Genomic DNA, 26,295 nt, shown 5'->3' on the forward strand with positions numbered 1-26,295 from the left:
GACCGGTAGGGGCACGCGTTGAGGCGCAACGGTATACCAAATAGTGCAATCCCAGAACGGGCCCGAGAAGCCGTATTCACCTGTTTTACGGGGCACTTGAGAGGTTAAAAGCGGGCAAGACACCGCATCTTCATCACGGCCATTTACCCACCCGGGAGCACACTTGGCATACCGGGAGGGATCCCGAAGGAACGACAGCCCGCACAGAACAGAGCCGCCCGCCGTGCGCCGAGAGCGACACGACGGGCGGCAAACCCTCATAAAACGCGCAGCACTGCCTGGCCAACGAACCGCCCGATGGCCCTGATTCGAGCCATCGGCTACGCGGCCAGGGCAGGGCTCACCCCCCGAACCACCCCGCCACATCCACCCGGAAGCCGCCGCCCGGAACCGCCCCCGGCACCAGGGCCCGCAGGTCGGACTCAAGACCGGCCAGCCGTTCCGTGCCCAGGACCCGCGCCCACTGCGCGTACAGCTCGTCGAAGATCTGACCCGACCGCACCAGCACCTCCATCCCGCGCGGGGTGAGCAGCACCAACTTGCGCCGGCCGTCGGCCGGGTCGGCGGCCCGCTCGGCGTACCCCAGCTCCTCCAGGCGCTCCACGGTCTTGCCCGCCGCCTGCTTGGACACCCCGAGCCGCCGGCCGACCTCGCTCGCCGTCGCGCCCCGCACCCCGATCGCCTGGAGCGCGAAGCCGTACGCGGGGCGCACATCCGGGTGCCCCTCCTCGGCGAGGCGTGCGTGCAACTGGTCGATGGCCGAGCGGAACCCGGCGAAGAGCAGCATCGGCAGCTCGTATCCGCGCCCGGCCTCCGCACTCACCGCCGCGTCGTCAGCAGACCCGCGCCCGGCGCCGCGCCCAGCCGCACCCTCAGCCCCGCGCCCAGCCCCGCGCCCAGCCCATGGCTCAGCCCCGGGCTCAGCCATGGGTCGGCCCGCCGTTGCGCATTTCGACAACCTGGTTTACCTTTTCGTCAATCACGTTGTCGAGTTTACTGCGAGAGCGAAGGCCCAGCCATGACCACCACCGTCACGCCCGACCACACCACCCCCTCCAGCCCCACCGCCTCCTCCGACCACAGCGTCTTCCCCGACCACACGGTCGAGTCCGCCCCCGCCGCGGCCCGCCGCGCCATGCAGGCCACCACCGACCGCCTGGGCTACCTGCCGTCCCCCGTCGCCCGGATGGCCACCTCCCCCCAGACCCTCGACGGCTTCCTGAAGCTCAGCGGGATCTTCGAGTCGACCACCCTCTCCCAGCTGGACCGCGAGGTCCTCATCCTCACGATCGCCACCCTCAACGAGTGCCACGTCTGCGTGGCCATGCACACCGCGAAGCTCACCGCGATGGGCGCGGACGCCTGCCTCATCGAGTCCCTGCGCACCCAGAAGCCGCTCATGGACGGGAAGTTGGAGGCGCTGCGCATCTTCACCCTGGAGGTCCTGGCCACCGCCGGGGCCGTGGGAGACCCCGTCCGCCAGGCGTTCCTGGCCCAGGGCTACACCGTCCAGAACGCCCTGGAGGTGGTCCTCGGCATCGGTACGTACACCCTCTCGACCTTCGCCAACCGGCTGACGGGCGCCCCGATCGACCCCCAGCTCGCGGCGTTCGCCCCGCAGGCCGGCTGAACCCGACCGGGGAGCCGCGAGGACGGCTCCCCGGTCGCGGGCGCGCCCCCGCGCCCTGCCCGACGAGCCACCGGGACAGGACGGTCGGCTGTTACACGCCGTTACAGGCTCCGGACAGTCTCGCGAGAACTTCCCCCGCCGGTCGGCACATCTCACCTTCCGTAAGACGCACTCGCCACGGGGGCGCCGGGCCCAACACCGGCGCTGGAAAAGGGGAATCATGACCGCCAAGCTGAACCGAGTCGCTCGCTGCGCCGCCGCCGTGCTGACCGTCGTCGCTGTCGGCGCCGGCGCCGCCGCGTGCGACTCGTCCTCCGGATCGGGCGCCTCCAAGACCAGTGCACAGTCCGGCGCCGGCCAGGACTCGTCCTCCACGGCGCAGGGCGGCTCGCAGGACAAGCCCCGGAGCGGCACCACCGCCGAGGGCTCCGCCCAGCACAAGGTGAAGTCGATGTCCCAGGAGGGCTCGCGGACCGACGCCGTGAACCCCGTCCCCGCCTCAGCCCCCGCCACCGGGAGCAGCCGCTGCCACACCGGCGAACTGGGCTACACCTGGGGCGGCCCGCACGGTGGCGCCCCGGACATGAACGACTCCACCGACCAGCAGATCGCCTCGATCGCGCTCAAGAACCGCAGCGACCGCACCTGCACCCTGCGCGGCTTCCCGGGCGTCCGCCTCATCAGCAAGACCGGTGAGGCATGGGACCTGCGCCGCTCGTCGGACACCCCGTCCACCATGACCCTGCACCCCGGCGAGAGCACGGCCTCGATCAGCATCATGCTGCTGGCCATCCCCGCCGACACCAAGGACACCAAGCCGTTCGTCCCGAGCAAGGTCCTGATCACCCCGCCCAACGAGACCACGCACGTCACCCTCGACTGGCCGTACGGCGGCGCCATCCTGGACCAGTCCGGCGCCACCCACCCCGGCACCTTCGTCAGCCCGGTCGGCATCTGAGCCCACCTGCTTCACGGCCTGCCCGAGCCGCACCGCACACCACGCGGTGCGGCTCAGTCATGCCGGGGGAGGCCGAGCCTCCGGCCTCCCCCGCCCGCCCGCGATCGAGACACCCGCGCCGCCACGGGACGCGACGGCCTCGCAGACACGAGCGGGCATCTTCCGCTGTCTGGGCTAAGGAGGCCGTACCAGCGCGGCGCCGGGCAGGGGACCGGGGTTCAATGCCCGTGAGTCCACCAGGTCATCGGGCGCGCCGGGCACAGGGGCCGCTGGGGTGCCGCACAGGCAGGAGAGGCGTTGTGGCGACGTACGAGAGGGGCGCTCCGGACTACGAAGCCCTGTTCTCGGCGGTACCGGCCGCCTGCGTGGTGCTCGACCGCGACCTGGTGATCGTCGCCGCCAACAAGGCGTACACCGACGTCACCGGGCGCCCAGCGTCGGACCTGCTGGGGCGCGCCTTCTTCGACGCCTTCCCGCCCGAGCCCGCCGAACCCTCCTCCCACGGCGCGGAGGTGCAGCGTCTTTCCCTGGAGGCGGTCCTGGCGTCCGGGGAGGCCAACATGCTGATGTTGCACCGCTTCGCGATCCCCGGGCCGGGCGGGAGCGGCAGGTTCGAGCCCCGGTGGTGGAACGTGGTGAACCAGCCGCTCACCGGGGCCGACGGCCGCGTGGAGCTCATCATCCACCGTGTCGACGACGTGACGGAATTCATCCGTGCCGAGCAAGGGGACAGTGCGGCAGCGCCGGAGGACGCCGAAGCCCGCGCGCCGCGCGCCGAGCTGTTCACCCGTACACAGGAACTCCAGCGGGCCAACGTCCGGTTGCAGGAGTCGACCGTACGTACCCGTGATGTGGCCCTGACCCTTCAGCGGGCCATGCTCGCCACCCCCGACCTGGCCGGGCATCCGGAGATCGCCGTGCGCTACCGGCCGGCGCTGAGGGGCATGAATGCCTGCGGCGACTGGTACGACGTCATCGACCTGCCGGACGGACGTCTGGCACTGACCGTCGGTGACGTGGTGGGGCACGGCGTTGATGCCGCCAGCGTCATGGGCACCTTGCGGAGCGCGCTCAACGCGGCAGTCCGGGTCGCGGACGGGCCCAGCGGTGCGCTGGAAACGCTGGGCCTGTACGCGAGGGCCCAGGAGCGCGCCACGGCCACCACGACGTTCGCCTGCCAGCTCTTCCCCGTCAGCCGACTGCTCACCTACAGCAGCGCCGGCCACCCGCCTCCCGTGCTCATGCACGCCGACGGCACGTCACTGTGGCTGGACGATGCCACCGATCCGCCCCTGGGAGTACGCATCGAGCACGTACCGCGCCCCCAGGCCACGGTCGACTTCCGCAAGGACGACACGCTGGTGCTGTACACCGACGGCCTGATCGAACGGCGCGGCGAGGACCTGGATGCAGGACTCTCGCGCCTCCTCGACGCGGTGCGGGAGATGCGTGAACTGCCGCCTCCCCAGCTCGCGGACGAGCTGCTGCGGACCATGGCCGACCCCGCCGGCCAGCAGGACGACATCTCCCTCCTGGTCATTCGCCTCTGACAACGAGCACCCAACGGCGCCGGGTTCGACGCACAGCGCATCCACCGGCCCCGGCACCGCTCAGTCGAACTCGCACCCGAGCCTGCTCCGAGCTGCCGGGGTATCGCTCTCCAGATCATGCCGTTCGGCCGACAGACCCACACGGCTCTGGCCGGCCCGTTCGTTCTGCCGATGCTGCGAACGCAGGCCCTCAACACCGGTGCCACGAAAGGCCTGTTGGAACGGCTGGGGCCTCTCCGGCCCCACCCTCACCCGCACCCCGCCGCCTGGTCCGCGTTCGCCAGGCTCGCCACCGGCACCGCAACCGCCTGATCCGGCCCGCGCCAGTGGCAGGATGACGGCAGGCCAACGGGAGAGAGACCTGAAGACATGTCTGTGATCCACCGATCCACGCTGACCCCCACCAAGCTGGAGCTGCTGGCCCTCTGGCTGCCCAAGCAGCCCTGGTACCTCGGCGCGAGCGGCGAGCCCGAGCTGGCCAAGGCGGGCGGTTACCGGCTCGACGACCCGACCGGCGCGGTCGGGATCGAGTTCATGCTGGTCACCGACGCGTCCGGGGACGAGGCCGTCACGTACCAGGTGGCGTTCAGCTACCGGGGAGCACCGCTCGAAGGGGCGGGCGACGACGCGCTCATCGGGACCACGGAACACGGGGTGCTCGGCAAGCGCTGGGTGTACGACGGGACCCACGACCCGGTGCTCGTCGCCCAGTTGGTCGCCCTGATGGCCGGGGCGGCCGTGCCGCAGGAGCAGAGCATCAGCAACACCCCGAACCCGACCGTCGAGGGGCACTTCACCGGCACGGAGCACCCCGTGGCGACCGGGATCGCGGCGGTGACCAGCGACGCGGACGGCACCGACGTACGCGTACGGACAGCCAACACCTCCGGTTCCGTGCTGACCCTCCACCTCACCCGGGTGGTCCACCCCGGCCAGGACGCCGCCGCCCAGGACCTGGGCCACGTGAAGGGGAACATGCTGCTTCCGGACGGCACGAAGGCCCGCACCCTGTTCGCGGCCCTGCGCGAGACGGGCTCGGGCCCGACCGCGTAGCCCCGCCCTGGCCGGTACGGGTGGACTCCACGGCACACCGGAGTGTCGGACCGCCCCACCAACCCCGATTCGTAGCATGATCCGACTCGCACTCAGGAGCCGGGCATCGTGGTGTGAACGGGATGGGTAGGGCACGTGTCATTGACTCGTCGGGCTGTCATTGCCGCACTGGTCGGCGCCGGGCTGGCGGGATGTGACGCCAGGTCCGGTTCCGCGGGCGCCTCGCTCTCGACGTCGACGCCGACCACCCCGTCCGACATCGAACGGCCGAGCCGCACCCCGCACGCCGGCCGCAGGGCCGCACCCGAACCGGCGGCGCCCGCGATGACCCGCACGGCGGCGGTCGCCCGGTACGGCTCGGCCCGCCCGACGACCTGGGGCTTCGACGCACCGGGCGTCCTGACCGCACTTCCTCCGTCCCTGCCCCGGTCCCAACGGGCCATCGCGCTGACCTTCGACGCCTGCGGAGGCCCCGGGGGCAGCGGTTACGACAAGGACCTGATCGGCTTCCTCAGATCGAGGAAGGTACCGGCGACCCTGTTCATCAACTCCCGCTGGATCGACGCCCATCCCACGGTCTTCCGCGAGCTCGCGGACGATCCGCTCTTCGAGATCGCCAACCACGGAACCCGGCACCGCCCGCTGTCGGTATCGGGCCGCTCCGCGTACGGCATCCCCGGGACGCGCGACGCGGGCGAGGTCTACGACGAGGTGGCGGGCAACCACACCGAACTCACCCGGCTGCTCGGCAGGGCGCCCCGCTACTTCCGGTCCGGGACGGCGTACTACGACGATGTCGCGTCCCGCATCGTGGGCGCCCTGGGCGAACGCCCGGTGAGTTTCACGGTCAACGGCGACGGCGGCGCGACCTTCACCCCCGAGCAGGTCCACACCACCGTCGTGGCCGCCCGGCCGGGCTCGATCGTGATCGGCCACATGAACCAGCCCACCGGCGGCACAGCCGAGGGCATCGCCACCGCGGTCCCCCAACTCCTCGCGTCCGGGCACCACTTCATCCGGCTCTCCGACGCACGGTGACCCAGGGGCGCCATCCGTAGGCCGGTTCGCCGGAAGCTGGTTCGGCGGCCCGGTCGGCGGGTCAGTCCTCCAGAGCTGCCGCGATGCGGTCGAGGTCGGCGAGGAGCGCGGCGACGCGCTGTGGCGGGATCGCCCCGACCATGCGCTCTTCGACGGCGTACACGGCGGCCTGGACCGCGGCGAGGCGCGCCCGGCCCGCTTCGGTGAGGCGGGCCGGCCTGGCCCGGCCGTGCTCGGCGGTGTCGGGGCGGGCGATCAGTCCCGCTTCCTGGAGGCCCCGCAGGACGACGTTTCCGGACTGCCGGGTGACGAAGGTCGCGCGGGCGAGGTCGGCGTTCGACATGCCGGGGTGCAGGGCCAGCAGTTCGAGAGTGGAGTACTGCGGCACGGTCAGCCCTTGCTCGCGCAGCACCTTGTCCATGGCTCCGCGCAGGGCCGCCTGGGCGCGCTTGAGCAGATATCCCACGTGCCGGGTGACGTCGTCGCCCTCGGGGCGGAACGCGTCCATCGACAGACTCTCATCCATGTCAGCATTTTGACATAGCAATCCAGGGAACCTAACCTCGCCTATGTCAAAGTCCTGACATAGAAAAGTGAGGGAACCCCATGCCTGTTGCCATCGACGGACCCGACTTCGTCGCCCTGCAGGTCCACGATGTGGAAGCCGCGGCGGCCTTCTGCGAGCAGCACCTGGGCCTGCGCCGGGCCGCGGTCTCGCCTCCGCACGCAGTCGTGTTCGACACCTGGCCGACCCCGTTCGCCGTCCGCGCGCTCCTCCCGGGCGTCAGCCTCGCCGACACCGCACGACCGGGACTCGGCGTGGTGATCTGGTTCCGGACCCCGGACGCCCACGCGCTTCACGAGCAGCTCGACACGGCCGGCGTCAAGATCCTCACGCCGATGGCGGACAGCCCCTTCGGGCCGATGTTCTCCTTCGAGGGCCCCGAGGGATACACGCTCACCGCACACGCCGGCTGACCGAGTTCCCCGGGGGAGGGCGGAGGCACCCCGCTGCGAACGGCGGCGCCCGCCGCGCGCCGCCGCCCGCGCGGCTCAGCTCAGTGCCCGAGCCACTCCGCGACCTCGGTCGCCCAGTACGTGAGGATCATGTTCGCGCCCGCCCGCTTGACGCCGGTCAGGGCCTCCAGGATCGCCGCGTCCCGGTCGATCCAGCCCTTCTCCGCGGCCGCCTCGATCATCGCGTACTCACCACTGATCTGGTACGCGGCCACCGGCACGGACACCGACTCCGCGACCTTCGCCAGGATGTCCAGGTACGGTCCGGCCGGCTTGACCATGACCATGTCGGCGCCCTCGGCGAGGTCGAGCTCCAGCTCGCGCAGCGCCTCCCGGGCGTTCGCCGGGTCCTGCTGGTACGTCTTGCGGTCGCCCCGCAGCGAGGAGCCGACGGCCTCGCGGAAAGGACCGTAGAAGGCGGACGAGTACTTCACCGTGTAGGCGAGGATCGACACGTCCTCCTTGTCGATCGTGTCCAGCGCGTCCCGGATCACGCCGACCTGGCCGTCCATCATGCCGCTGGGGCCCACCACATGGGCGCCCGCGTCGGCCTGGACCTGCGCCATCTCGGCGTACCGCTCAAGCGTCGCGTCGTTGTCGATCCGGCCCGACTCGTCCAGGACCCCGCAGTGACCGTGGTCGGTGAACTCGTCGAGGCACAGGTCGGACATGATCACCAGGTCGTCGCCGACCTCGGCGCGCACATCGCGCAGGGCGACCTGGAGGATGCCCTCCGGGTCCGTGCCCGCGGTGCCGATGGCGTCCTTCTTGGAGTCCTCGGGGACTCCGAAGAGCATGATCCCGGCGACCCCGGCGGAGACGGCGTCGACGGCCGCCTTCCGCAGGGTGTCACGGGTGTGCTGGACAACACCGGGCATCGTCGTGATCGGCACCGGCTCCCCGATCCCCTCCCGCACGAAGGCGGGCAGGATCAGATCGGCCGGGTGGACCTGCGTCTCGGCCACCATGCGGCGCATCGCCGGGGTGGTGCGCAGCCGCCGCGGACGGGCGCCGGGGAAAGATCCGTACACAGTCATCCTCAGTTACCTCTTCGAACTCTTCGTTCTTCGGCTCTTCGCGCTGTGGTCCACCCGGCACCCGGACAGGGCCCGAAGACCCTAGGTGGTGCGTCGCCTGCGACCGCCCGGACGGCGCTCGCTGGGACGGGTGACCGCCTCGCCCGCCTCCCGGGCCGCCTCGCGGCGCTGCGCGCCGAACTCGGCGAGCGCCTCCGCGAGTCTGTGCACCGAGGGCTCCGGAGAGAGTACGTCCACCCGCAGCCCGTGCTCCTCGGCCGTCTTGGCCGTGGCGGGACCGATACAGGCGATGACCGTCACGTTGTGCGGCTTGCCCGCGATCCCCACGAGGTTGCGGACCGTACTCGAAGAGGTGAAGAGGACCGCGTCGAAACCGCCGCCCTTGATCGCCTCACGGGTGTCGGCCGGCGGCGGCGACGCACGCACCGTGCGGTACGCGGTGACGTCGTCGACCTCCCAGCCCAGCTCGATGAGCCCGGCCACCAGGGTCTCAGTGGCGATGTCGGCGCGCGGCAGGAAGACACGGTCGATCGGGTCGAAGACCGGGTCGTACGGCGGCCAGTCCTCCAGCAGACCGGCGGCCGACTGCTCACCGCTCGGTACGAGGTCGGGCTTGACGCCGAACTCGACCAGCGAGGCCGCGGTCTGCTCGCCCACGGCGGCGACCTTGATCCCCGCGAAGGCACGGGCGTCGAGCCCGTACTCCTCGAACTTCTCCCGGACCGCCTTGACGGCGTTCACGCTGGTGAAGGCGATCCACTCATAACGTCCCGTGACCAGGCCCTTGACCGCGCGCTCCATCTGCTGCGGGGTGCGCGGCGGTTCGACGGCGATGGTGGGGACCTCGTGCGGCACCGCGCCGTACGAACGAAGCTGGTCGGAGAGCGAGGCCGCCTGCTCCTTCGTACGCGGAACGAGCACCCGCCACCCGAAGAGCGGCTTCGACTCGAACCACGACAACTGGTCGCGCCGGGCGGCCGAGCTGCGCTCGCCGACCACGGCTATGACCGGCTGGTGTCCGTCCGGCGACGGGAGCACCTTGGCCTGCTTGAGCACCTGGGCGACCGTGCCGAGCGTCGCGGACCAGGTGCGCTGGCGGGTGGTGGTGCCGGCGACGGTGACGGACATCGGGGTGTCGGGCTTGCGGCCCGCCGCGACCAGTTCACCGGCGGCGGCGCCGACCGTGTCGAGCGTCGTGGAGACGACCGCGGTCGCGTCGCTCGCGCCGACCTCGCTCCAGCAGCGGTCGGATGCCGTACGGGCGTCGACGAAGCGGACGTCGGTGCCCTGCGCGTCCCGCAGCGGTACACCGGCGTACGCGGAGACGCCCACCGCCGTCGAGACGCCGGGGACGACCTCGAACGGGATGCCCGCCGAGGCGCAGGCGAGCATCTCCTCGCCGGAGTTTCCGTCGAGTCCGGGATCCCCGGTGACAGCACGGACGACCCGCCTGCCACCCCGTGCGGCCTCCATGACAAGATTGCCCGCATCTCGGATGGCCGGGATCCCGGCGGCTGTTGACGCTTCGTCAACAACCGTCAGCTGAGGCGTGCTTACGGTCGCTCTCGCATGGCTGCGTACGACGTCGAGCACATGCGGCTCGGCGATCAGTACGTCCGCACTCGCGAGCGCTTCGACAGCGCGCAGTGTGAGGAGTCCCGGATCCCCGGGTCCGGCACCGAGGAAGGTGACGTGCCCGTGCGCGGGAAGGGCGGCTGGCAGGTTCGAGGTGGGGTTCATCGTGCTCGCTCCCCCATAAGACCGGCCGCACCCTTGGCCAGCATCTCGGACGCGAGTTCGCGTCCGAGCGCCTCGTTGCCTTCGTGCGACGTGGGTACGGGACCGGTGGTGGACAGCTGCACCAGCGAGGAGCCGTCGGTCGAGCCGACGACACCGCGCAGGCGCATCTCGGTGACAGCCTGCCCGTCGGCCAGGACGTCGGCCAGTGCACCAACAGGCGCACTGCAACCGGCCTCCAAGGCGGCGAGCAGGGATCGCTCGGCGGTCACGGCGGCCCGGGTGTACGGGTCGTCGAGCTCTGCGAGCTGGGCGACGAGATCAGCGCGGGATGCCGCGCACTCGACCGCCAGGGCCCCCTGGCCGGGGGCGGGCAAGATGATGTCGACCGGCAGGTACTCGGTCACTTCGCCGGCCCTGCCGACACGGTGGAGCCCGGCCGCGGCGAGAACCACCGCGTCCAGCTCCCCGCTGCGGACGAATCCGATGCGGGTGTCGATGTTGCCGCGGATCGGCACGGTCTCGATGCGTATCCCGTGGTTACGGGCGTACGCGTTGAGCTGCGCCATCCGGCGCGGTGAGCCGGTGCCCACCCGGGCGCCGTCCGGCAGCTGCTCGAAGGTCAGCCCGTCCCGCGCGATCAGCACGTCCCTGGGATCCTCACGGACCGGGATCGCGGCCAGCACCAGATCGTCCGGCTCGGCGGTGGGCAGGTCCTTCAGCGAGTGCACGGCGAAGTCGACCTCGCCGCTCACCAGCGCATCGCGCAGGGCGGTGACGAAGACACCGGTCCCGCCGATCTGCGCGAGGTGCTCACGGGAGGTGTCCCCGTACGTGGTGATCTCGACGAGTTCCACGGGGCGACCGGTGATCTGCCGCACCGCCTCGGCGATTTGTCCTGACTGCGCCATGGCGAGCTTGCTGCGCCTGGTCCCCAGCCTCAAGGCATCGGTCATGCCCGCCCTCGGTTCTTGACGTCTGTGTTGCTCAGGTCGGTCAGATCGGCCCTGCTGACGGCCGCGACCGTCAGCGGGTCGAGGTCGAAGAGTTCCCGCAGCGCGTCCGCGTACCCGGCGCCGCCGGGCTCGCTCGCGAGCTGCTTGACCCGCACGGTGGGCGCGTGCAGGAGCTTGTCGACGACACGGCGCACGGTCTGCGAGATCTCGGCGCGCTCCTTGTCGTCCAGGTCGGGAAGGCGTCCGTCGAGCCGTGCGATCTCACCGGCGACGACGCCGGCGGCCATGGTGCGCAGGGCGACAACGGTCGGAGTGATGTGAGCGGCCCGCTGGGCGGCGCCGAACGCCGCGACCTCGTCGGAGACGATCGTCCGTACGGCGTCGACATCTGCGGCCATCGGGGCGTCGGCGGACGCGTCGGCCAGCGACTCGATGTCCACCAGGCGCGCACCGCTGATGCGGTGGACCGCCGCGTCGATGTCGCGCGGCATGGCCAGGTCGAGCAGGGCGAGCCGCGGCGCGGCTGCGTCGGCGGCGATACGGCGCACCGGACGGGGGACGGCGGCAGTTCCTGCCGTACCGGCCCAGGCGCCGTGCTGCTCCAGCGCGTCGACCGCGCGGGCGGCTGCGGTGGCGGCCGTGGCGTCGGCGGGCACGTCGGGGACGGGTTCAACCACCGGCTCCGCAGGGGTGAACTCCTCGCCGAGTGCCCGGGCCACGGACTCCGCGGTCAGTACGAGACCGGTCGCCCCCGTACAGGAGACGACGAGGTCGGCGCGGGCCAGCTCCCCGTCGACGGCGTCCATGGGAACGGCCGAAGCGGTCACCCCGGCGCCGCCCAGGATCTCCGCGAGCCGCTCCGCACGCGCCTGCGTCCGGTTGGCGACGATGATCTCCCCGGCGCCCGCGCGGGCCAGCGTCGCGGCGGCCAGCGAGGACATGGAGCCCGCGCCGATCACCAGGGCGCGCTTGCCCCGGGCCCAGCCGGCCACATCCGTGCCACCGGCGAGCTGTTCGAGGCCGAAGGTGACGACCGACTGCCCGGCCCGGTCGATGCCGGTCTCACTGTGCGCACGCTTGCCGACCCGCAGGGCCTGCTGGAACAGATCGTTCAACAGCCGCCCTGCGGTGTGCAGTTCCTGGCCGAGCGCGAGAGCGTCCTTGATCTGGCCGAGGATCTGGCCCTCGCCCACGACCATGGAGTCGAGCCCGCACGCCACCGAGAAGAGGTGGTGGACGGCCCGGTCCTCGTAGTGCACATAAAGATAGGGAGTGAGCTCTTCGAGCCCGACGCCGCAGTGCTGCGCGAGCAGCGTGGACAGCTCGGCGACGCCCGCGTGGAACTTGTCCACGTCGGCGTACAGCTCGATGCGGTTGCAGGTGGCGAGCGTCGCGGCCTCGGCAGCGGGCTCGGCGGCCAGCGTGTCCTGCAACAGCTTCGCCTGCGCATCAGCGGAGAGCGCCGCACGCTCCAGCACACTGACGGGCGCGCTGCGGTGGCTGACTCCGACGACCAGAAGACTCATGCCGGCATCACGGCGGGCATGTCCCCGTCGGGTCCCTTCCGGTCGGGGGCGGTGCGGGCGTTCACGGTGTGCGCGGCGGCGGCCGCACTGGCCGCGTGCGCGGCGCCCCGCACCGGGGGTGCGTCGGTGTCGGGGTCGGCGAGCGCGCCCTCACCGGCCTTCCGCTGCTCGTGGAAGGCCAGGATCTGCAGCTCGATGGAGAGGTCCACCTTGCGTACGTCGACGCCTTCCGGCACCGAGAGCACGGTGGGGGCGAAGTTCAGGATCGAGGTGACACCGGCGGCGACGAGCCGCTCACAGACCGGCTGCGCCGCACCCGCGGGGGTGGCGATGACGCCGATGGAGACGCCGTTGTCCGAGATGATCTTTTCGAGGTCGTCGCTGTGCTGGACGGGGATCCCGGCCACCGGCTTTCCGGCCATGGCGGGGTCGGCGTCGATCAGCGCGGCGACCCGGAATCCACGCGAGGCGAATCCGCCGTAGTTGGCGAGCGCGGCGCCGAGGTTACCGATACCGACGATGACGACCGGCCAGTCCTGGGTGAGACCCAGCTCACGCGAGATCTGGTATACGAGATATTCGACGTCGTAGCCGACGCCCCTGGTCCCGTACGAACCCAGGTAGGAGAAGTCCTTGCGCAGCTTCGCGGAGTTGACTCCGGCAGCGGCTGCGAGCTCCTCGGACGAAACCGTGGGTACGGAGCGCTCCGACAGCCCGGTGAGGGCGCGGAGATACAACGGAAGTCGGGCGACGGTGGCCTCGGGGATTCCTCGGCTACGGGTCGCCGGTCGGTGAGTTCGGCCAGTTGCCACGGTGCTCCTGCGGGATGAGCGAGGCTGCAGGCGGCCACATCCAGCAGGACCGCCCCGTCGAATGCAGGCTATGTCTTTGTGAACGCGTGCACAAAGATAGTGTCCGTTTTGTCCGTGCAAAGTGACCGGGGTCACGCACTTCGGCGGCACATTGACGGAACCACTGACCGGTCCGATGCGTTGAGATCCCAAAGGGGACAAAACCGCACACACTCCTCACGCTTACGCCCCCGAGACCGCTCAAATCGCCCACGATGGTAGCTGTCTTTTGCGCGAGAAGCTCCGCGCGGACCGGTCACCCGCCTCCCGGCCCGCCATCCGTCCTGACCCCCTCAGGAACGTCAGGAACGCAGCGCGCGGCGGAGGCGGTCGGGGTCGACCCGCCAGAAGGTGTGCTGCTCCCCGTCGATGAGTACGACCGGAATCTGCTCCCAGTACGCGTCGTTGAGCGCGGAGTCCTGAGTGATGTCCTTCTCCTCCCACGCCGCACCGACCTCTCCGCACACCGCGGAGACCACGGCGCGCGCGTCGTCACAGAGATGACACCCGGGCTTCCCGACCAGAGTGACGACCCGCTCGGCGGGATTTCCTTGACCGGCACTGCGGCGGAACAGAGGACTCATACGCTCATTCTCCGCCTCACCCCCCGCCTCTCCCTGCCGTACGCTCCCCGCCGCCCGCTCTCCCCCACCCGCGCCCACACATTCCGCATCAGCTCCCGCGGGCGGCCCGCCCCCCGGTCCGGCCCCGCCACCGCCACGGGAGCCGTCCGTACACCAGAGTTCACTCCGCCGCATTCCGTCAGGTGAGGAATGCTTCACCGAACTGGCTATGCTCGCAGCATGGCCGCACTGGGATGGCTCACCCCTCGTAGGCGCTCGGCAACAGCACGCAGCGTGCTGGCAGGCGAGGCCGCAGCCGAAGCAGCCCGGAAGTCCTCGCAGGAGCCGGTACCGGCCGGGTCCGGCACAGTCGGCGGGCACGGCGAAGACGGCGAAGGGGCCACCCCGGAGCCCGAGTTCCCCGTCGCGGGCGACAGCCTGGCCGCCGCCTTCTTCGATCTCGACAACACCGTGATGCAGGGCGCCGCGATCTTCCACTTCGGCCGCGGCCTCTACAAGAGGAAGTTCTTCGAGCGCCGCGAGCTGGCCAGGTTCGCCTGGCAGCAGGCCTGGTTCCGGCTGGCCGGCGTCGAGGACCCCGACCATATGCAGGACGCCCGGGAGAGCGCCCTGTCCATCGTCAAGGGCCACCGTGTGTCCGAGCTGATGTCCATCGGCGAGGAGATCTACGACGAGTACATGGCCGACCGCATCTGGCCGGGCACCCGCGCCCTGGCCCAGGCCCACCTGGACGCGGGCCAGCGGGTCTGGCTGGTCACGGCCGCCCCCGTGGAGACCGCGACGATCATCGCCCGGCGCCTCGGCCTGACCGGAGCGCTCGGCACCGTGGCGGAGTCGATGGACGGCGTCTACACCGGCCGCCTCGTCGGCGAGCCGCTGCACGGCCCGGCGAAGGCGGAGGCCGTACGGGCGCTCGCCGCCGCCGAGAATCTCGACCTGGCCCGCTGTGCCGCGTACAGCGACTCGCACAACGACATCCCGATGCTCTCGCTCGTCGGCCACCCGTACGCGATCAACCCCGACGCCAAGCTGGCCCGTTACGCCCGCGAGCGCGAGTGGCGGCTGCGCGACTACCGGACCGGCCGCAAGGCGGCCAGGGTCGGCATCCCGGCCGCTGCCGGGGTCGGCGCACTGGCGGGCGGCACTGCCGCCGCGGTCGCCCTGCACCGCCGCCGCCACTGAGCGGCACGGCACCGGCTCGCGGGCAGATCACCGGCTCGCGCCTCGATCATCAGTACGTCAGGCACCGCTGACCGGAACGTCAACAGCTCTGCACCGCCTCGCCACTCCGAGAAGCGCGGGCGAATCGAACTTCTTACCCCCCTGCGCCCGCCGCCAGTCCCGTTCCGGCGACTCGCGCACAAGTGACCCCTCAATCAAGCGGATCGTGAGGCTATCCGATCAATAAACGGTCACGAAGTGCTACTTGATCCGACGTGTAGACGTAACAGAAGCGACGTAATCGATGATTTGAGCAACTGGGTGTAGCACTGCCTGTACGAAGCGTTATTCTCCTCAGACGCATACCGGACCTCACTCGCCATCACGTCGAGTGAATCATCCAGCACTGCACGTGATGGAAGCTCTGCCTCTGGGAGTCCCGTGTACCCACACGTCGGGGTTGACGCCTCGGGCCTGGCTACGCTGCGCGCAACGGTCTTTGACCAGCTGCGCGGCTTCGTCCCCACCGCGTACGCCGTCCCCGCATTTGCCACAGCCGCGCCCGCCGGCCCCTGCTATGCCCTCGCCGAGAGCGGTGCGGGCGCGGCGGTCGGCAGACGCAGCCGTGGCGGCACCGGCACGTCCACCGCCCGTCGGCCTGCGGCCGACAGCGACAGCGCACGCATGATGGACCTCGTCGAACGAGCTCAGGCCGGCGAGGCCGACGCCTTCGGGCGGCTCTACGACCAGTACAGCGACACGGTCTACCGCTATATCTACTACCGCGTCGGAGGGAAGGCGACGGCGGAGGATCTCACCAGCGAGACCTTCCTGCGCGCTCTGCGCCGTATCTCCACCTTCACCTGGCAGGGGCGCGACTTCGGGGCCTGGCTGGTCACGATCGCCCGGAACCTGGTCGCCGACCACTTCAAGTCGAGCCGTTTCCGGCTCGAAGTGACCACGGGCGAAATGCTCGACGCCAACGAGGTCGAGCGCAGTCCGGAGGACTCCGTCCTGGAGTCCCTCTCCAACGCCGCCCTGCTCGAAGCCGTACGGAAGCTCAATCCACAGCAGCAGGAGTGCGTGACCCTGCGCTTCCTGCAAGGGCTCTCCGTGGCCGAGACGGCACGGGCCATGGGCAAGAACGAGGGCGCCATCAAGACGCTCCAGTACCGGGCCGTGCGCACGCTGGCCCGGCTCCTCCCCGATGACGCGCGCTGATCACAACTCACCGACAGTGCACACCTCACCGTCAGCGCACAACTCACCGTCAGTCATGGGCTCATGACACTGCGGTCCGATCATCCTTCGTCCGTAACCCAAGTGCTGTGCGGCTCGTTGAGTGGGATGCAGGCTCCCTGTGGTCAAGCCACGCCCGCAGGTACTCACCCGATCGAGTGGAAGCACTCAAGGTGGGCAACCTTCCGGACCCCGAGGGGAGTCGATCGTCATGACGAGAGGAGGTGCCGCCAGTGATCGGACAAGTTTCGGCACACCGGCGGGCGAACGCCTTCGCCCAGGCCCTGGAGGAGCAGACACTCCAGGGCTCGGCGGCCGACCAGCCCGAAGCTCCCACCGACCCGAGCGCACAAGGGCAGTTGCTGGCCCTGGTGACCGGGCTCGAAGAGCTACCGAAACCACAGCTGGATCCTGAGGTCAAAGTGGTGCAGCGAGCCCAGCTCGTCGCCGCCATGGAGACGATGCTCGCGGGGGGAGGTGTGTCCGAGGGCCCTCAGGTGCCCGAACAGCGGACCGGCCGAGGCGCCCACCGGGCGTCCCCGCTCCGGAAATTGCGCCCCCGCTCCCGCTGGTCGAAGGGCCTCGCTGCGGGCGGACTCACCGTCGGCGTCGCAGCCGGAGCCTTCAGCGGCGTCGCGGCTGCCAGCTCCGACGCCCTCCCCGGTGATTCGCTGTACGGGCTGAAGCGCGGCATGGAAGATCTCAAGCTGGGAATGGCGAACGACGATGCCGCCCGCGGCCAGATCTACCTCGACCAGGCTTCCACGCGTCTCCAGGAGGCACGCCGCCTCATGGAGCGCGACCGGGCGGGCCGGCTCGACCACGAGCAACTGGGCGAAGTCAGACGCGCACTGAACGGCATGAACCACGACGCCGGAGAAGGACACCGGCTGCTGCACGAGGCGTACGCGAGGAACGGGGCACTCGGCCCGATCCAGACGCTCTCCTCGTTCTCCCGCTCGCACCGGGAGGCCTGGAGCAAGCTCCGGGGCCGGCTGCCCGTCCAGCTCCACGACGTGGGAAACCAGGTGAACTCGGTCTTCGACGCCATAGACCAGGAGGTAGGTCCGCTCCAGTCGCAGCTGCCGCGCACCCCCGGCACACCCGCCGCCCGTACCCCTGGGCACCCGGGCACCTCAAGGCCGGGCACACCCGGGACCGACCGTTCCGGACCCACCTCGGCAGCCCCCGGCCACCACAGCCAGGGCAACGCCCGGCCGGAGCCCTCCGGCTCCGAGAGCGGCAAGGCCGATCAGGGCCTGATCGGCGGCAGCACGGGCGGCCTCCTCGACCCGCCGAAGAGCAGCAGCGGATCGTCCTCATCCGAAGGCACGGGCAAGTCCGGCGACGGCACCAAGCCCGCACCGGACGTCACACTCCCCCCGCTGCTCCCCGGCCTGCTTCCGGGCCTGGGCATCGACGGCGAGGACGCCCAGTAGCACGGAGAGACAGCAGCAGTACCAGTACAGAGCCAGCAGTACCAGTAAGCCGCAGTACCAGTACAGAAAAGTGCCGGGCCCGAAAGATCACGGGCCCGGCACTTTTCTGCTCGGAAGAAGTCAGCGTCAGAAGAAGACCGACCGCCGCTGCACCAGCAGCTTGTACAGCGTGTGCTGGATCTGCTCCCGCACCTGGTCCGTCAGGTTGAACATCAGCATCGGGTCCTCAGCGGCCTCCGCGGGAAACCCGTCCGTCGGGATCGGCTCACCGAACTGGATGGTCCACTTCGTCGGCAGCGGCACGAGACCCAGCGGCCCCAGCCACGGGAACGTCGGTGTGACCGGAAAGTACGGGAAGCCCAGCAGCCGCGCCACCGTCTTCGCGTTGCCGATCATCGGGTAGATCTCCTCCGCCCCGACGATCGAGCACGGCACGATCGGCACCCCGGCCCGCAGCGCGGTCGACACAAAGCCGCCCCGCCCGAAGCGCTGGAGCTTGTACCGGTCGGAGAACGGCTTCCCGATCCCCTTGAACCCCTCGGGCATCACCCCGACGACCTCGCCGCGCTGGAGCAGCCGCTCCGCGTCCTCGGCGCACGCCAGCGTGTGCCCGGCCTTCCTGGCCAGCTCGTTGATGACCGGCAGCATGAAGACCAGATCCGCCGCGAGCAGCCGCAGATGGCGCTCCGCCGGGTGGTGGTCGTGGACGGCGACCTGGAGCATCAGCCCGTCGAGCGGCAGCGTCCCGGAGTGATTGGCGACGACGAGCGCCCCGCCGTCCGACGGGATGTTCTCGATGCCCTTCACCTCGACGCGGAAGTACTTCTCGTACAGCGGCCGCACCGCCGACATCAGCACCTGGTCGGTGAGTTCCTTGTCGTACCCGAACTCGTCGACGTCGTACTCACCGGTGATCCGCCGCCGCAGAAAGGCCAGCCCGCCGGCGATCCGCCGGTCCCAGTCGGTGGTCTCCGCGCGGCCCGCCGGGCCCTGCACAGGAGCGTCCGGCAACGGCTCCCCCTCCCCGGCCGGCTCGGCCGGCCCCGTGGACGCCTCGGGTCCGGTCTGCTGCTCCGGTACGGGCGCGAGCGGTCCCGAGGCACCCCTGCCGCGCGCCCCGGACCGCTTGGCGGTCTTGCCGTTCCTGTTCCGCCTCGCTCTCGGCTCGTCGCCGAAGGGGATGACCTTGGCATCGGCCATGTCAGATGCGCTCCTTGCTGACGGAGTGGGCGGGGATCACGGGCCGGGCGGCGGGTCCGGCAGGTCCGACGGATTCGGCGAAGGCAGCGACCCGGTCGACCGCCCGCGCCAGCGCCCGGGGCGGCAGCAGGCCGTCCCCCCGGCTGAGCGCGAAGTCCTCGAAGGTCTCGGCCGTCGAGTACCTCGGTACAAAGCCCAGCGTCTCGCGCATCTGCGCCGTGCTGACGACCCGGCCGTGGGTGAGCAGCCGGATCTGCTCCGGCGAGAAGTCGGTGACCCCGACGGTCCGCAGCGCGGAGCCGACCCAGTTCACGGCGGGCAGCAGCACAGGCACCGTCGGCCGGCCGAGCCGCCGCGAACACTGTGAGAGCAACAGCACACCGTCGCCCGCGATGTTGAAGGTGCCGCTGTTGAGCGTCCCGCGCGGTGGTTCGCCCAGCGCGAGGCGGAGTACGTCGATGACGTCGTCCTCGTGGACGAACTGGAGCCGTGGGTCGTAACCGAACACGGTCGGCAGCACCGGCAGCGACAGATACTCGGCGAGCGGGTAATCCGTGCTCGGCCCCAGGATGTTCGCGAAGCGCAGGACACAGACCGCCACATCGGGCCTGCGCCGGGCGAAGCCCCGTACGTAGCCCTCGACCTCGACCGCGTCCTTCGCGAAGCCGCCGCTGGGCAGGGACTTGGGGGGCGTCGTCTCGGTGAAGACGGCCGGGTCGCGCGGCGCCGACCCGTACACATTGGTACTGGACTTGACCACCAGGCGCTGGACGGCCGGCGACTTCTGGCAGGCACCGAGCAGCTGCATGGTGCCGATGACGTTGGTCTCCTTGACCGTCGTCCGGCCGCCGGTGCCCAGCGGGGTGCCGGTGACATCCATGTGCACGACGGTGTCGACGTCGTACTCGGCGAGTACCCGGGCGATGGCGGGCTGGCGGATGTCCGCCCGTACGAAGACGGCGTCGCCCAGTCCGTGTGCCGGCTCCACGATGTCCACCGCGATCACCCGGTCCACCTCGGCGTCCCGCAGTATGCGGCGCACGAGCCGGCCTCCGAGCTGCCGGGCCACTCCGGTGACGAGCACGACCTTGCCCAAGATCAGCGCCTTCCCATTCGGACTCCCGTACGGGCCACGGTAGCGGCTCGATATCGCGCTGTACTGATGATGCGCTGCGTGAAGTCATCGGAAATCTACCCGCAGGAACGCGCAGAGGCCCTCCCACCATGCTGGCGGGAGGGCCTCAGAACCACGTACAGCTGCCGCTTACTTCTTGTTGCGACGCTGAACGCGGGTGCGCTTGAGCAGCTTGCGGTGCTTCTTCTTAGCCATCCGCTTGCGCCGCTTCTTGATAACAGAGCCCACGACTACCCTCGCTCACTTCTCTTCACTCGGTGCGGGGCGTCTGGGCCCACACGACCTACGTCGGCCTAGCCTACCTGCCGCCGAGTGAGGGACGTAATCCGAGGGGAACCACCGGACTCGACCGGACCCCACTAGGCGGTCTGGACCCCCACAAAGGACTCGCGAAGGTATGCGTGCACTGCTTGCTCCGGGACCCGGAAGGACCTGCCCACCCGGATCGCCGGCAGATGACCGCTGTGCACCAGCCGGTACACGGTCATCTTGGACACTCGCATCACCGAGGCGACTTCCGCCACGGTCAGGAACCTGACCTCGTTGAGAGGCCTCTCACTCCCAGCAGCCATGACCCACCTGAACCTTCCGCACCCGACGGGGCACCGGCTTCCCCTTCCGGTGACTCTTCGTCGTGGCGCGCTCACTCACCAGACTAGGTGCGGGTGATACGAGTGGGGAAGAGGAGTAACAGCCCCTTCCCTACTGGGGCAGAAGCGCCCGATTGAGTACATAGCGAGTGAGCGGCCGGTAGTAGTCCGGCCGCACGGCATCGTCGAGCGGAACGGCGACGGACACCCGGCCCTCCGCCTCACCCACGAACAGCGCGGGATCGTCGGTGTCGGCGAGCCCGATGGCCTCAACCCCCAGCTGACCTGCCCCGCAGACCCATCCGTGGTCGCCGACTACCAGCCCGGGAAGGCCGTACGAGCCCCCTGCGGCGGCCTCCAGCGCGACCCGGACGGGCAGCGGGGAATGGGTGTGTGCGCCGGGCTCACTTCCCGGCAGCCGCACGCCGGGTTCGCGCATCAGCGCGACTCCCCGTACGTACTCCAGAAGGTGCGTGCGTACGCCGAACCGGGTCGTTATGTCGACACTGCGGCCCTGCGCGGGGGTGAGGACAGTACATCCGGCCGCCGACAAGGCGTCTGCCAGCGCGGCGTAGAAACCGAGCAGCCGATGCGGATGCCCGGTCCCGAACAGCACGTTGGCACCACGCGCCACAGCCTCGCCGAGCCGCACGGCGAACGCGTCGAGCGCGGCCAGCGTCCGCTCCGGGTCGATGACATCGGGCCCCGACACATGGCCCGGGTCCGCGGACACCCCGCACCGCTCGGCCATCAGACCGAGCAACTCCCGCTCGCCCCAGACCCGTTCGGGATGGATGCCGAGAGTCACCCGCGGATCGCGCGCGGCGAAGAGCCGGTAACTGCGCAGACTCACCTCCCGCGGGGTAGCCACGGGCCCGGCCAGCCTGGCCGCCAACAGATGCGCTCGGAGGGCGCCGGTGGTCAACACCCTGCCGATCGTGCCGCAATGACCGCGTGGGCGGGCCGGAACGGGGGATATGCGGCACAGTTGGCGTAACACCCCCACAAGGCCACCACACGGCCGCCGGGGCGCAACCCCACCGCCACCTCCTAAGCCAGCATCCCCCGCAAGGGAAACGCCGCCCGCCGAGTAGCCAGCACCGCCTGGTCCAGCCGGTCCGCCGGGTCGTACCCCGCGTCCCACGACCGCCAGGCCACCGGCCACCGCCCGTCCGTCATCCGCGCGGGCCCCACGCTTCGGGTCCGCGCGTACACCTCGTCCCGCCAGGACGGCGGGATCACCGACTCCGGATCGATCTCGGCGTGCCCCGCGATCGCCACCAGATGCGTCCACGACCGCGGTACGACGTCGGCCACCGCGTAACCGCCCCCGCCGAGCGCCACCCACCGCCCGCCGTCCGCGTACTCGTGCGCCAGCTCGTGGCAGGCGACCTGCACCGCGCGCTGCGCGTCCAGCGAGACCGCCAGGTGAGCCAGCGGGTCCTCGAAGTGTGTGTCGGCCCCGTGCTGCGACACCAGCACCTGCGGCCGGAAGTCCGCGAGCAGCTCGGGCACCACCGCGTGGAACGCCCGCAGCCACCCGGCGTCCCCGGTCCCGGCCGGCAGCGGCAGGTTGACCGCCGACCCCTCCCCCGCGCCCTCGCCCGTCTCGGTCGGAAAGCCCGTACCGGGAAAGAGCGTCCGGGGGTGCTCGTGCAGCGAGACGGTCAGCACCCGCGGATCGTCCCGGAACGCCTCCTGCACCCCGTCCCCGTGGTGCACGTCCACATCGACGTACGCGACCCGCTCCGCCCCCAGTTCGAGCAGCCGGGCGATCGCCAGAGCGGCGTCGTTGTAGATGCAGAACCCGGAGGCCGCACCCGGCATCGCGTGATGCAGCCCGCCCGAGAAGTTCACCGCGTGGTCCGCCTCACCGCGCCACACCGCCTCGGCCGCGCCGACCGACTGCCCGGCGATCAGCGCGGAGACCTCGTGCATCCCGGCGAAGGCCGGGTCGTCAGGGGTCCCCAGACCGTACGAGATGTCCGCGGCACCCGGATCCGCCGACGCCGCCCGCACCGCGTCCAGATAGTCCGCCCGGTGCACCAGGCGCAGGGTCGACTCCCCGGCCGGTCTGGCGGCGACGACGCCGACCGCGCTGTCCAGTCCGTACGCCCGGACCAGCCCCATGGTCAGTGCGAGCCGCACCGGATCCATCGGATGGCCGGGCCCGAAGTCATACCTCGTTACTGCTTCGTCCCACATCAACAGTCGGCGGCCGCTCATGCCGGACACCGTATCGGGCGTCGCCTGCACCGAACGAGCGGGCGTACACGAGGCTCGCCAGTACGAGCACCATCGGGACGAGCATCGCGCCCCGGTAGTTCCACGCGTCACCGATCGCACCCACCAGCGGCGAGCCGACCAGGAACCCCACGTAGTTGAAGATGTTGAGCCGGGCGATGGCCGCGTCGGACGCGTGCGGGAACATCCGCCCGGCGGCCGCGAAGGTCTGCGGCACGATCACACAGAGCCCGAAGCCCAGCACCATGAACCCGAGCAGCCCCACCCAGGGACCGGTCGCCGCGGCGACCACACCGAACCCGACAGCCGCGACGACGGACCCGAACCGCACCACAGCCACCGCACCGAAGCGCCGCACCCCGAAGTCCCCGACCGCACGGCCGATCAGCGTGGTGACCGTATAGACGTTGTACGGGACGGTGGAGAGCTGCTCGGAGCTCCCCAGTACGTCCTGAAGGTACTTGGCGCTCCAGTTGGAGACGGTCGAGTCGCCGATGTAGGTGAAGGCCATCACCAGACAGAGCGGCAGCAGCATCTTGAAGACGACAGACCCACCAGAACTACCGGCACCACCAGCACCACCAACCGCCTCAACGCCCCCACCCGCCGCGGCGGCCGGCCCGTCGGCCTCCCGTGCGTCCGCGTACCACCGGCTCCCCACCAGGCAGAGCGGCAGCAGCACCACGGCCACCGGCCAGTACGAGGTCAGCAGCGACAGATGCCAGTGCGCCCCGACCCAGGCGAGCGAGGCACCGGCGATCCCGCCGAGGCTGTACGCGGCGTGGAACCCCAGCATGATGCTGCGCCCGTAGGCCCGCTGGAGACTCACCCCCAGCATGTTCATGGAGGCGTCCAACGCGCCCACGGCGAGCCCGAACACCCCCAGCGAGACCGCCGCTTGCCACAGCTCGGTGCCGGCCGCGGCACCGAGGAGCGCCAGCAGCACCACGGGCTGCGCCCAGCGCAGCACGGCCGAGGGCCGCACCCGCTTCACCAGCTGCTCGGTGCCGACGCTGCTGACGCCTGCGAGGACCGGAACCGCAGCGAGGAAGACGGGAAGCAGGCCGTCGGATATCCCGTAACGGTCCTGGATGGCGGGGATCCGCGTCACCAGGAGAGCGAATGCGGCGCCCTGTGCGAAGAAGCTGAGCCCCAGAGAGGCCCGGCCGTGCCGCAGGCGAACATCTGTCGTCATGGCGGCACAGTAGGCCCCTCGCCTACCCGTGGGTAGATGGATCAGGCAAGGAGTTGGGGCAGCTGCGACATATTCGAGAAGAAGCCGTTCGCCCCGGCGAGCCGCTCGGCGGGAGTCATCGCCGTAAACCCGTACACATCCATCCCCGCGGCATGGGCGGCCGCCACCCCGAGGGGGCTGTCCTCGATGACGACGCACCGCTCGACAGCCACGCCCATCTGCTGGGCGGCGTGGAGGAACAGGTCCGGTGCCGGCTTGCCCCGGCCGACGTCCTGCGAGCTGAAGATCCACTCGTCCTCGAACCACTCGTCGAGGCCGGTCGCCCGCTGTCCCACCCGGATCCGCTCGTGGGTGCCCGAGGAGGCGACGCAGTACGGGACGCCCTGGGCGACCAGCTCACCGAGCACGTCGGTGACGCCGGCGACCGGCCGCAGTTCGGTCTGGAAGGCGGCGAAGATCCGGGCGTGCAGAACCTCGTCGAAGTCGTCGGGGAGCCGCTGTCCGCTCCGCTCCAGGATGGTGTCGTGCACCCGGTGCACGGCGGCACCCATGTAGTCGCGGACGGACTCGTCGTACGACGTGGGGTGCCCCAGCTCGGTCAGGTACCCCGCGAGGATGGTGTTGGAGATCGGCTCACTGTCCACAAGGACGCCGTCGTTGTCGAAGATGACCAGGTCGTAGCGCATACCCTGACCATAAACGCAAAAATGCCTCAGCCCCGGACCATAACGGTCCGGGGCTGAGGCTAAAAATTGTTCGGCGGCGTCCTACTCTCCCACAGGGTCCCCCCTGCAGTACCATCGGCGCTGAAAGGCTTAGCTTCCGGGTTCGGAATGTAACCGGGCGTTTCCCTAACGCAATGACCACCGAAACACTATGAAATTAACCAACACCGGCCGTATCTAATGAGACACAGCTCACGGTCGTTCGTTATTTCAGAACTAACACAGTGGACGCGAGCAACTGAGGACAAGCCCTCGGCCTATTAGTACCAGTCAGCTCCACCCGTTACCGGGCTTCCACATCTGGCCTATCAACCCAGTCGTCTACTGGGAGCCTTAACCCCTCAAAGGGGGTGGGAATACTCATCTCGAAGCAGGCTTCCCGCTTAGATGCTTTCAGCGGTTATCCTTTCCGAACGTAGCCAACCAGCCATGCCCTTGGCAGGACAACTGGCACACCAGAGGTTCGTCCGTCCCGGTCCTCTCGTACTAGGGACAGCCCTTCTCAATATTCCTACGCGCGCAGAGGATAGGGACCGAACTGTCTCACGACGTTCTAAACCCAGCTCGCGTACCGCTTTAATGGGCGAACAGCCCAACCCTTGGGACCGACTCCAGCCCCAGGATGCGACGAGCCGACATCGAGGTGCCAAACCATCCCGTCGATATGGACTCTTGGGGAAGATCAGCCTGTTATCCCCGGGGTACCTTTTATCCGTTGAGCGACAGCGCTTCCACAAGCCACTGCCGGATCACTAGTCCCGACTTTCGTCCCTGCTCGACCCGTCGGTCTCACAGTCAAGCTCCCTTGTGCACTTACACTCAACACCTGATTGCCAACCAGGCTGAGGGAACCTTTGGGCGCCTCCGTTACTCTTTAGGAGGCAACCGCCCCAGTTAAACTACCCATCAGACACTGTCCCTGATCCGGATCACGGACCGAGGTTAGACATCCAGCACGACCAGAGTGGTATTTCAACGACGACTCCACAACCACTGGCGTGGCCGCTTCAAAGTCTCCCACCTATCCTACACAAGCCGAACCGAACACCAATATCAAACTGTAGTAAAGGTCCCGGGGTCTTTCCGTCCTTCTGCGCGAAACGAGCATCTTTACTCGTAGTGCAATTTCACCGGGCCTATGGTTGAGACAGTCGAGAAGTCGTTACGCCATTCGTGCAGGTCGGAACTTACCCGACAAGGAATTTCGCTACCTTAGGATGGTTATAGTTACCACCGCCGTTTACTGGCGCTTAAGTTCTCAGCTTCGCAACCCCGAAAGGTCACTAACCGGTCCCCTTAACGTTCCAGCACCGGGCAGGCGTCAGTCCGTATACATCGCCTTACGGCTTCGCACGGACCTGTGTTTTTAGTAAACAGTCGCTTCTCGCTGGTCTCTGCGGCCACCCCCAGCTCATGGAGTAAATCCAATC

25 protein-coding genes and 2 rRNA genes (1 of these 27 running past the window's edge) are annotated in these 26,295 nt (G+C 69.6%); 9 read left to right on the forward strand and 18 right to left on the reverse strand.

The features are described from left to right. Nucleotides 1-340 precede the first annotated feature (340 nt). Nucleotides 341-787: a MarR family winged helix-turn-helix transcriptional regulator gene (locus OG385_RS12660; RefSeq protein ID WP_266860812.1), complete on the reverse strand. Its 447-nt coding sequence runs from the start codon at nt 785-787 to the stop codon at nt 341-343. Between the two features lie 348 nt (nt 788-1,135). Between OG385_RS12660 and OG385_RS12665 the strand changes: the two genes are divergently transcribed. The 5 genes from OG385_RS12665 to OG385_RS12685 all read left to right on the forward strand — a co-directional run bounded on the left by OG385_RS12665 (nt 1,136) and on the right by OG385_RS12685 (nt 6,229). Continuing rightward, nucleotides 1,136-1,630 (forward strand): carboxymuconolactone decarboxylase family protein, encoded by a 495-nt coding sequence (locus tag OG385_RS12665; RefSeq protein ID WP_266860813.1) that lies wholly within the window; start codon nt 1,136-1,138, stop codon nt 1,628-1,630. A 220-nt stretch (nt 1,631-1,850) separates the two neighbouring features. Further along, the gene (locus OG385_RS12670; protein WP_266854584.1) at nt 1,851-2,588 is read left to right on the forward strand and encodes a DUF4232 domain-containing protein; all 738 of its coding nucleotides are present in this window, start codon (nt 1,851-1,853) and stop codon (nt 2,586-2,588) included. A gap of 299 nt (nt 2,589-2,887) precedes the next feature. Next, a complete protein-coding gene (locus tag OG385_RS12675; protein WP_266854585.1) occupies nt 2,888-4,138 on the forward strand; it encodes a PP2C family protein-serine/threonine phosphatase in 1,251 nt (416 codons plus the stop codon). A 369-nt stretch (nt 4,139-4,507) separates the two neighbouring features. Further along, nucleotides 4,508-5,191 (forward strand): 1,4-alpha-glucan branching protein, encoded by a 684-nt coding sequence (locus OG385_RS12680; RefSeq protein WP_266854587.1) that lies wholly within the window; start codon nt 4,508-4,510, stop codon nt 5,189-5,191. 135 nt (nt 5,192-5,326) lie between these two features. Further along, nucleotides 5,327-6,229, forward strand: a complete 903-nt coding sequence (locus OG385_RS12685) for a polysaccharide deacetylase family protein (protein WP_266854588.1) — start codon at nt 5,327-5,329, stop codon at nt 6,227-6,229. 61 nt (nt 6,230-6,290) lie between these two features. Here the strand turns inward: OG385_RS12685 and OG385_RS12690 are convergent, their stop codons facing one another. Further along, a complete protein-coding gene (locus tag OG385_RS12690; protein ID WP_266854589.1) occupies nt 6,291-6,755 on the reverse strand; it encodes a MarR family winged helix-turn-helix transcriptional regulator in 465 nt (154 codons plus the stop codon). A gap of 80 nt (nt 6,756-6,835) precedes the next feature. Here OG385_RS12690 and OG385_RS12695 point away from each other — a divergent pair, with 80 nt between their 5' ends. Next, nucleotides 6,836-7,207 (forward strand): VOC family protein, encoded by a 372-nt coding sequence (locus OG385_RS12695; RefSeq protein WP_266854590.1) that lies wholly within the window; start codon nt 6,836-6,838, stop codon nt 7,205-7,207. 80 nt (nt 7,208-7,287) lie between these two features. Here OG385_RS12695 and hemB read toward each other — a convergent pair whose 3' ends face one another. The 6 genes from hemB to OG385_RS12725 all read right to left on the reverse strand — a co-directional run bounded on the left by hemB (nt 7,288) and on the right by OG385_RS12725 (nt 13,937). Continuing rightward, complete coding sequence (gene hemB / locus OG385_RS12700; RefSeq protein WP_266854592.1) at nt 7,288-8,283, reverse strand: porphobilinogen synthase; 996 nt, start codon at nt 8,281-8,283, stop codon at nt 7,288-7,290. An 81-nt stretch (nt 8,284-8,364) separates the two neighbouring features. Continuing rightward, nucleotides 8,365-10,023, reverse strand: coding sequence for a bifunctional uroporphyrinogen-III C-methyltransferase/uroporphyrinogen-III synthase (locus OG385_RS12705; RefSeq protein WP_266854593.1), 1,659 nt, complete (start codon nt 10,021-10,023; stop codon nt 8,365-8,367). Then, nucleotides 10,020-10,976, reverse strand: a complete 957-nt coding sequence (gene hemC / locus OG385_RS12710) for a hydroxymethylbilane synthase (protein ID WP_266854594.1) — start codon at nt 10,974-10,976, stop codon at nt 10,020-10,022. The genes OG385_RS12705 and hemC overlap by 4 nt, the downstream gene beginning before the upstream one ends. Continuing rightward, nucleotides 10,973-12,502 carry a glutamyl-tRNA reductase gene (locus OG385_RS12715; protein WP_266854596.1) on the reverse strand — a complete coding sequence of 510 codons (1,530 nt, stop codon included), beginning with the start codon at nt 12,500-12,502 and terminating at the stop codon, nt 10,973-10,975. The genes hemC and OG385_RS12715 overlap by 4 nt, the downstream gene beginning before the upstream one ends. Further along, a complete protein-coding gene (locus tag OG385_RS12720) occupies nt 12,499-13,314 on the reverse strand; it encodes a redox-sensing transcriptional repressor Rex (protein WP_266854598.1) in 816 nt (271 codons plus the stop codon). The genes OG385_RS12715 and OG385_RS12720 overlap by 4 nt, the downstream gene beginning before the upstream one ends. Nucleotides 13,315-13,655: 341 nt before the next feature. Then, entirely contained in the window at nt 13,656-13,937 is a 282-nt protein-coding gene (locus tag OG385_RS12725) for a glutaredoxin family protein (protein WP_266854600.1), read from the reverse strand. 219 nt (nt 13,938-14,156) lie between these two features. Between OG385_RS12725 and OG385_RS12730 the strand changes: the two genes are divergently transcribed. The 3 genes from OG385_RS12730 to OG385_RS12740 all read left to right on the forward strand — a co-directional run bounded on the left by OG385_RS12730 (nt 14,157) and on the right by OG385_RS12740 (nt 17,776). Continuing rightward, nucleotides 14,157-15,119 (forward strand): HAD family phosphatase, encoded by a 963-nt coding sequence (locus OG385_RS12730; RefSeq protein ID WP_266854601.1) that lies wholly within the window; start codon nt 14,157-14,159, stop codon nt 15,117-15,119. Nucleotides 15,120-15,539: 420 nt separating this feature from the next. Then, the gene (locus tag OG385_RS12735; RefSeq protein ID WP_266854602.1) at nt 15,540-16,319 is read left to right on the forward strand and encodes an ECF subfamily RNA polymerase sigma factor, BldN family; all 780 of its coding nucleotides are present in this window, start codon (nt 15,540-15,542) and stop codon (nt 16,317-16,319) included. Between the two features lie 251 nt (nt 16,320-16,570). Continuing rightward, a complete protein-coding gene (locus OG385_RS12740; RefSeq protein WP_266854604.1) occupies nt 16,571-17,776 on the forward strand; it encodes a DUF5667 domain-containing protein in 1,206 nt (401 codons plus the stop codon). Nucleotides 17,777-17,902: 126 nt separating this feature from the next. Here the strand turns inward: OG385_RS12740 and OG385_RS12745 are convergent, their stop codons facing one another. From OG385_RS12745 to OG385_RS12790, 10 genes are all read right to left on the reverse strand, one after another. Next, the gene (locus OG385_RS12745) at nt 17,903-18,976 is read right to left on the reverse strand and encodes a lysophospholipid acyltransferase family protein (protein WP_266854606.1); all 1,074 of its coding nucleotides are present in this window, start codon (nt 18,974-18,976) and stop codon (nt 17,903-17,905) included. 1 nt (nt 18,977) lies between these two features. Further along, complete coding sequence (locus OG385_RS12750) at nt 18,978-20,072, reverse strand: NAD-dependent epimerase/dehydratase family protein (protein WP_266854608.1); 1,095 nt, start codon at nt 20,070-20,072, stop codon at nt 18,978-18,980. 168 nt (nt 20,073-20,240) lie between these two features. Continuing rightward, nucleotides 20,241-20,339, reverse strand: coding sequence for an AURKAIP1/COX24 domain-containing protein (locus OG385_RS12755; protein ID WP_003948845.1), 99 nt, complete (start codon nt 20,337-20,339; stop codon nt 20,241-20,243). A gap of 131 nt (nt 20,340-20,470) precedes the next feature. Then, nucleotides 20,471-20,683, reverse strand: a complete 213-nt coding sequence (locus OG385_RS12760; RefSeq protein ID WP_164266407.1) for a helix-turn-helix domain-containing protein — start codon at nt 20,681-20,683, stop codon at nt 20,471-20,473. Between the two features lie 130 nt (nt 20,684-20,813). Continuing rightward, entirely contained in the window at nt 20,814-21,629 is an 816-nt protein-coding gene (locus tag OG385_RS12765) for a phosphatase (RefSeq protein WP_266854610.1), read from the reverse strand. Nucleotides 21,630-21,751: 122 nt separating this feature from the next. After that, nucleotides 21,752-22,927, reverse strand: a complete 1,176-nt coding sequence (locus OG385_RS12770; RefSeq protein WP_266854611.1) for an acetoin utilization protein AcuC — start codon at nt 22,925-22,927, stop codon at nt 21,752-21,754. Then, complete coding sequence (locus OG385_RS12775) at nt 22,878-24,140, reverse strand: MFS transporter (protein ID WP_266854613.1); 1,263 nt, start codon at nt 24,138-24,140, stop codon at nt 22,878-22,880. Before OG385_RS12775 ends, OG385_RS12770 begins: the two co-directional genes overlap by 50 nt. A gap of 41 nt (nt 24,141-24,181) precedes the next feature. Further along, nucleotides 24,182-24,826, reverse strand: a complete 645-nt coding sequence (locus OG385_RS12780) for an HAD family phosphatase (protein ID WP_266854615.1) — start codon at nt 24,824-24,826, stop codon at nt 24,182-24,184. A gap of 68 nt (nt 24,827-24,894) precedes the next feature. After that, a 5S ribosomal RNA gene (gene rrf, locus OG385_RS12785) occupies nt 24,895-25,011 on the reverse strand. A 94-nt stretch (nt 25,012-25,105) separates the two neighbouring features. Next, a 23S ribosomal RNA gene (locus OG385_RS12790) occupies nt 25,106-26,295 on the reverse strand; it runs 1,934 nt beyond the window's last position.

Origin of the sequence: Streptomyces sp. NBC_01306, assembly GCF_026340465.1 — a bacterium.
Classification (GTDB): Bacteria; Actinomycetota; Actinomycetes; order Streptomycetales; family Streptomycetaceae; genus Streptomyces.

Bases quoted from the DNA above. Each gene is read 5' to 3' on its own strand.
- OG385_RS12715 (WP_266854596.1), bottom strand. From the start codon at position 12,502: ATGAGTCTTCTGGTCGTCGGAGTCAGCCACCGCAGCGCGCCCGTCAGT.
- OG385_RS12745 (WP_266854606.1), bottom strand. From the start codon at position 18,976: ATGGCCGATGCCAAGGTCATCCCCTTCGGCGACGAGCCGAGAGCGAGG.
- OG385_RS12725 (WP_266854600.1), bottom strand. From the start codon at position 13,937: ATGAGTCCTCTGTTCCGCCGCAGTGCCGGTCAAGGAAATCCCGCCGAG.
- hemC (WP_266854594.1), bottom strand. From the start codon at position 10,976: ATGACCGATGCCTTGAGGCTGGGGACCAGGCGCAGCAAGCTCGCCATG.
- OG385_RS12665 (WP_266860813.1), top strand. From the start codon at position 1,136: ATGCAGGCCACCACCGACCGCCTGGGCTACCTGCCGTCCCCCGTCGCC.
- hemB (WP_266854592.1), bottom strand. From the start codon at position 8,283: ATGACTGTGTACGGATCTTTCCCCGGCGCCCGTCCGCGGCGGCTGCGC.
- OG385_RS12770 (WP_266854611.1), bottom strand. From the start codon at position 22,927: ATGAGCGGCCGCCGACTGTTGATGTGGGACGAAGCAGTAACGAGGTAT.
- OG385_RS12690 (WP_266854589.1), bottom strand. From the start codon at position 6,755: ATGGATGAGAGTCTGTCGATGGACGCGTTCCGCCCCGAGGGCGACGAC.
- OG385_RS12780 (WP_266854615.1), bottom strand. From the start codon at position 24,826: ATGCGCTACGACCTGGTCATCTTCGACAACGACGGCGTCCTTGTGGAC.
- OG385_RS12705 (WP_266854593.1), bottom strand. From the start codon at position 10,023: ATGAACCCCACCTCGAACCTGCCAGCCGCCCTTCCCGCGCACGGGCAC.
- OG385_RS12695 (WP_266854590.1), top strand. From the start codon at position 6,836: ATGCCTGTTGCCATCGACGGACCCGACTTCGTCGCCCTGCAGGTCCAC.
- OG385_RS12670 (WP_266854584.1), top strand. From the start codon at position 1,851: ATGACCGCCAAGCTGAACCGAGTCGCTCGCTGCGCCGCCGCCGTGCTG.
- OG385_RS12660 (WP_266860812.1), bottom strand. From the start codon at position 787: ATGCTGCTCTTCGCCGGGTTCCGCTCGGCCATCGACCAGTTGCACGCA.
- OG385_RS12730 (WP_266854601.1), top strand. From the start codon at position 14,157: ATGGCCGCACTGGGATGGCTCACCCCTCGTAGGCGCTCGGCAACAGCA.
- OG385_RS12680 (WP_266854587.1), top strand. From the start codon at position 4,508: ATGTCTGTGATCCACCGATCCACGCTGACCCCCACCAAGCTGGAGCTG.
- OG385_RS12760 (WP_164266407.1), bottom strand. From the start codon at position 20,683: ATGGCTGCTGGGAGTGAGAGGCCTCTCAACGAGGTCAGGTTCCTGACC.
- OG385_RS12775 (WP_266854613.1), bottom strand. From the start codon at position 24,140: ATGACGACAGATGTTCGCCTGCGGCACGGCCGGGCCTCTCTGGGGCTC.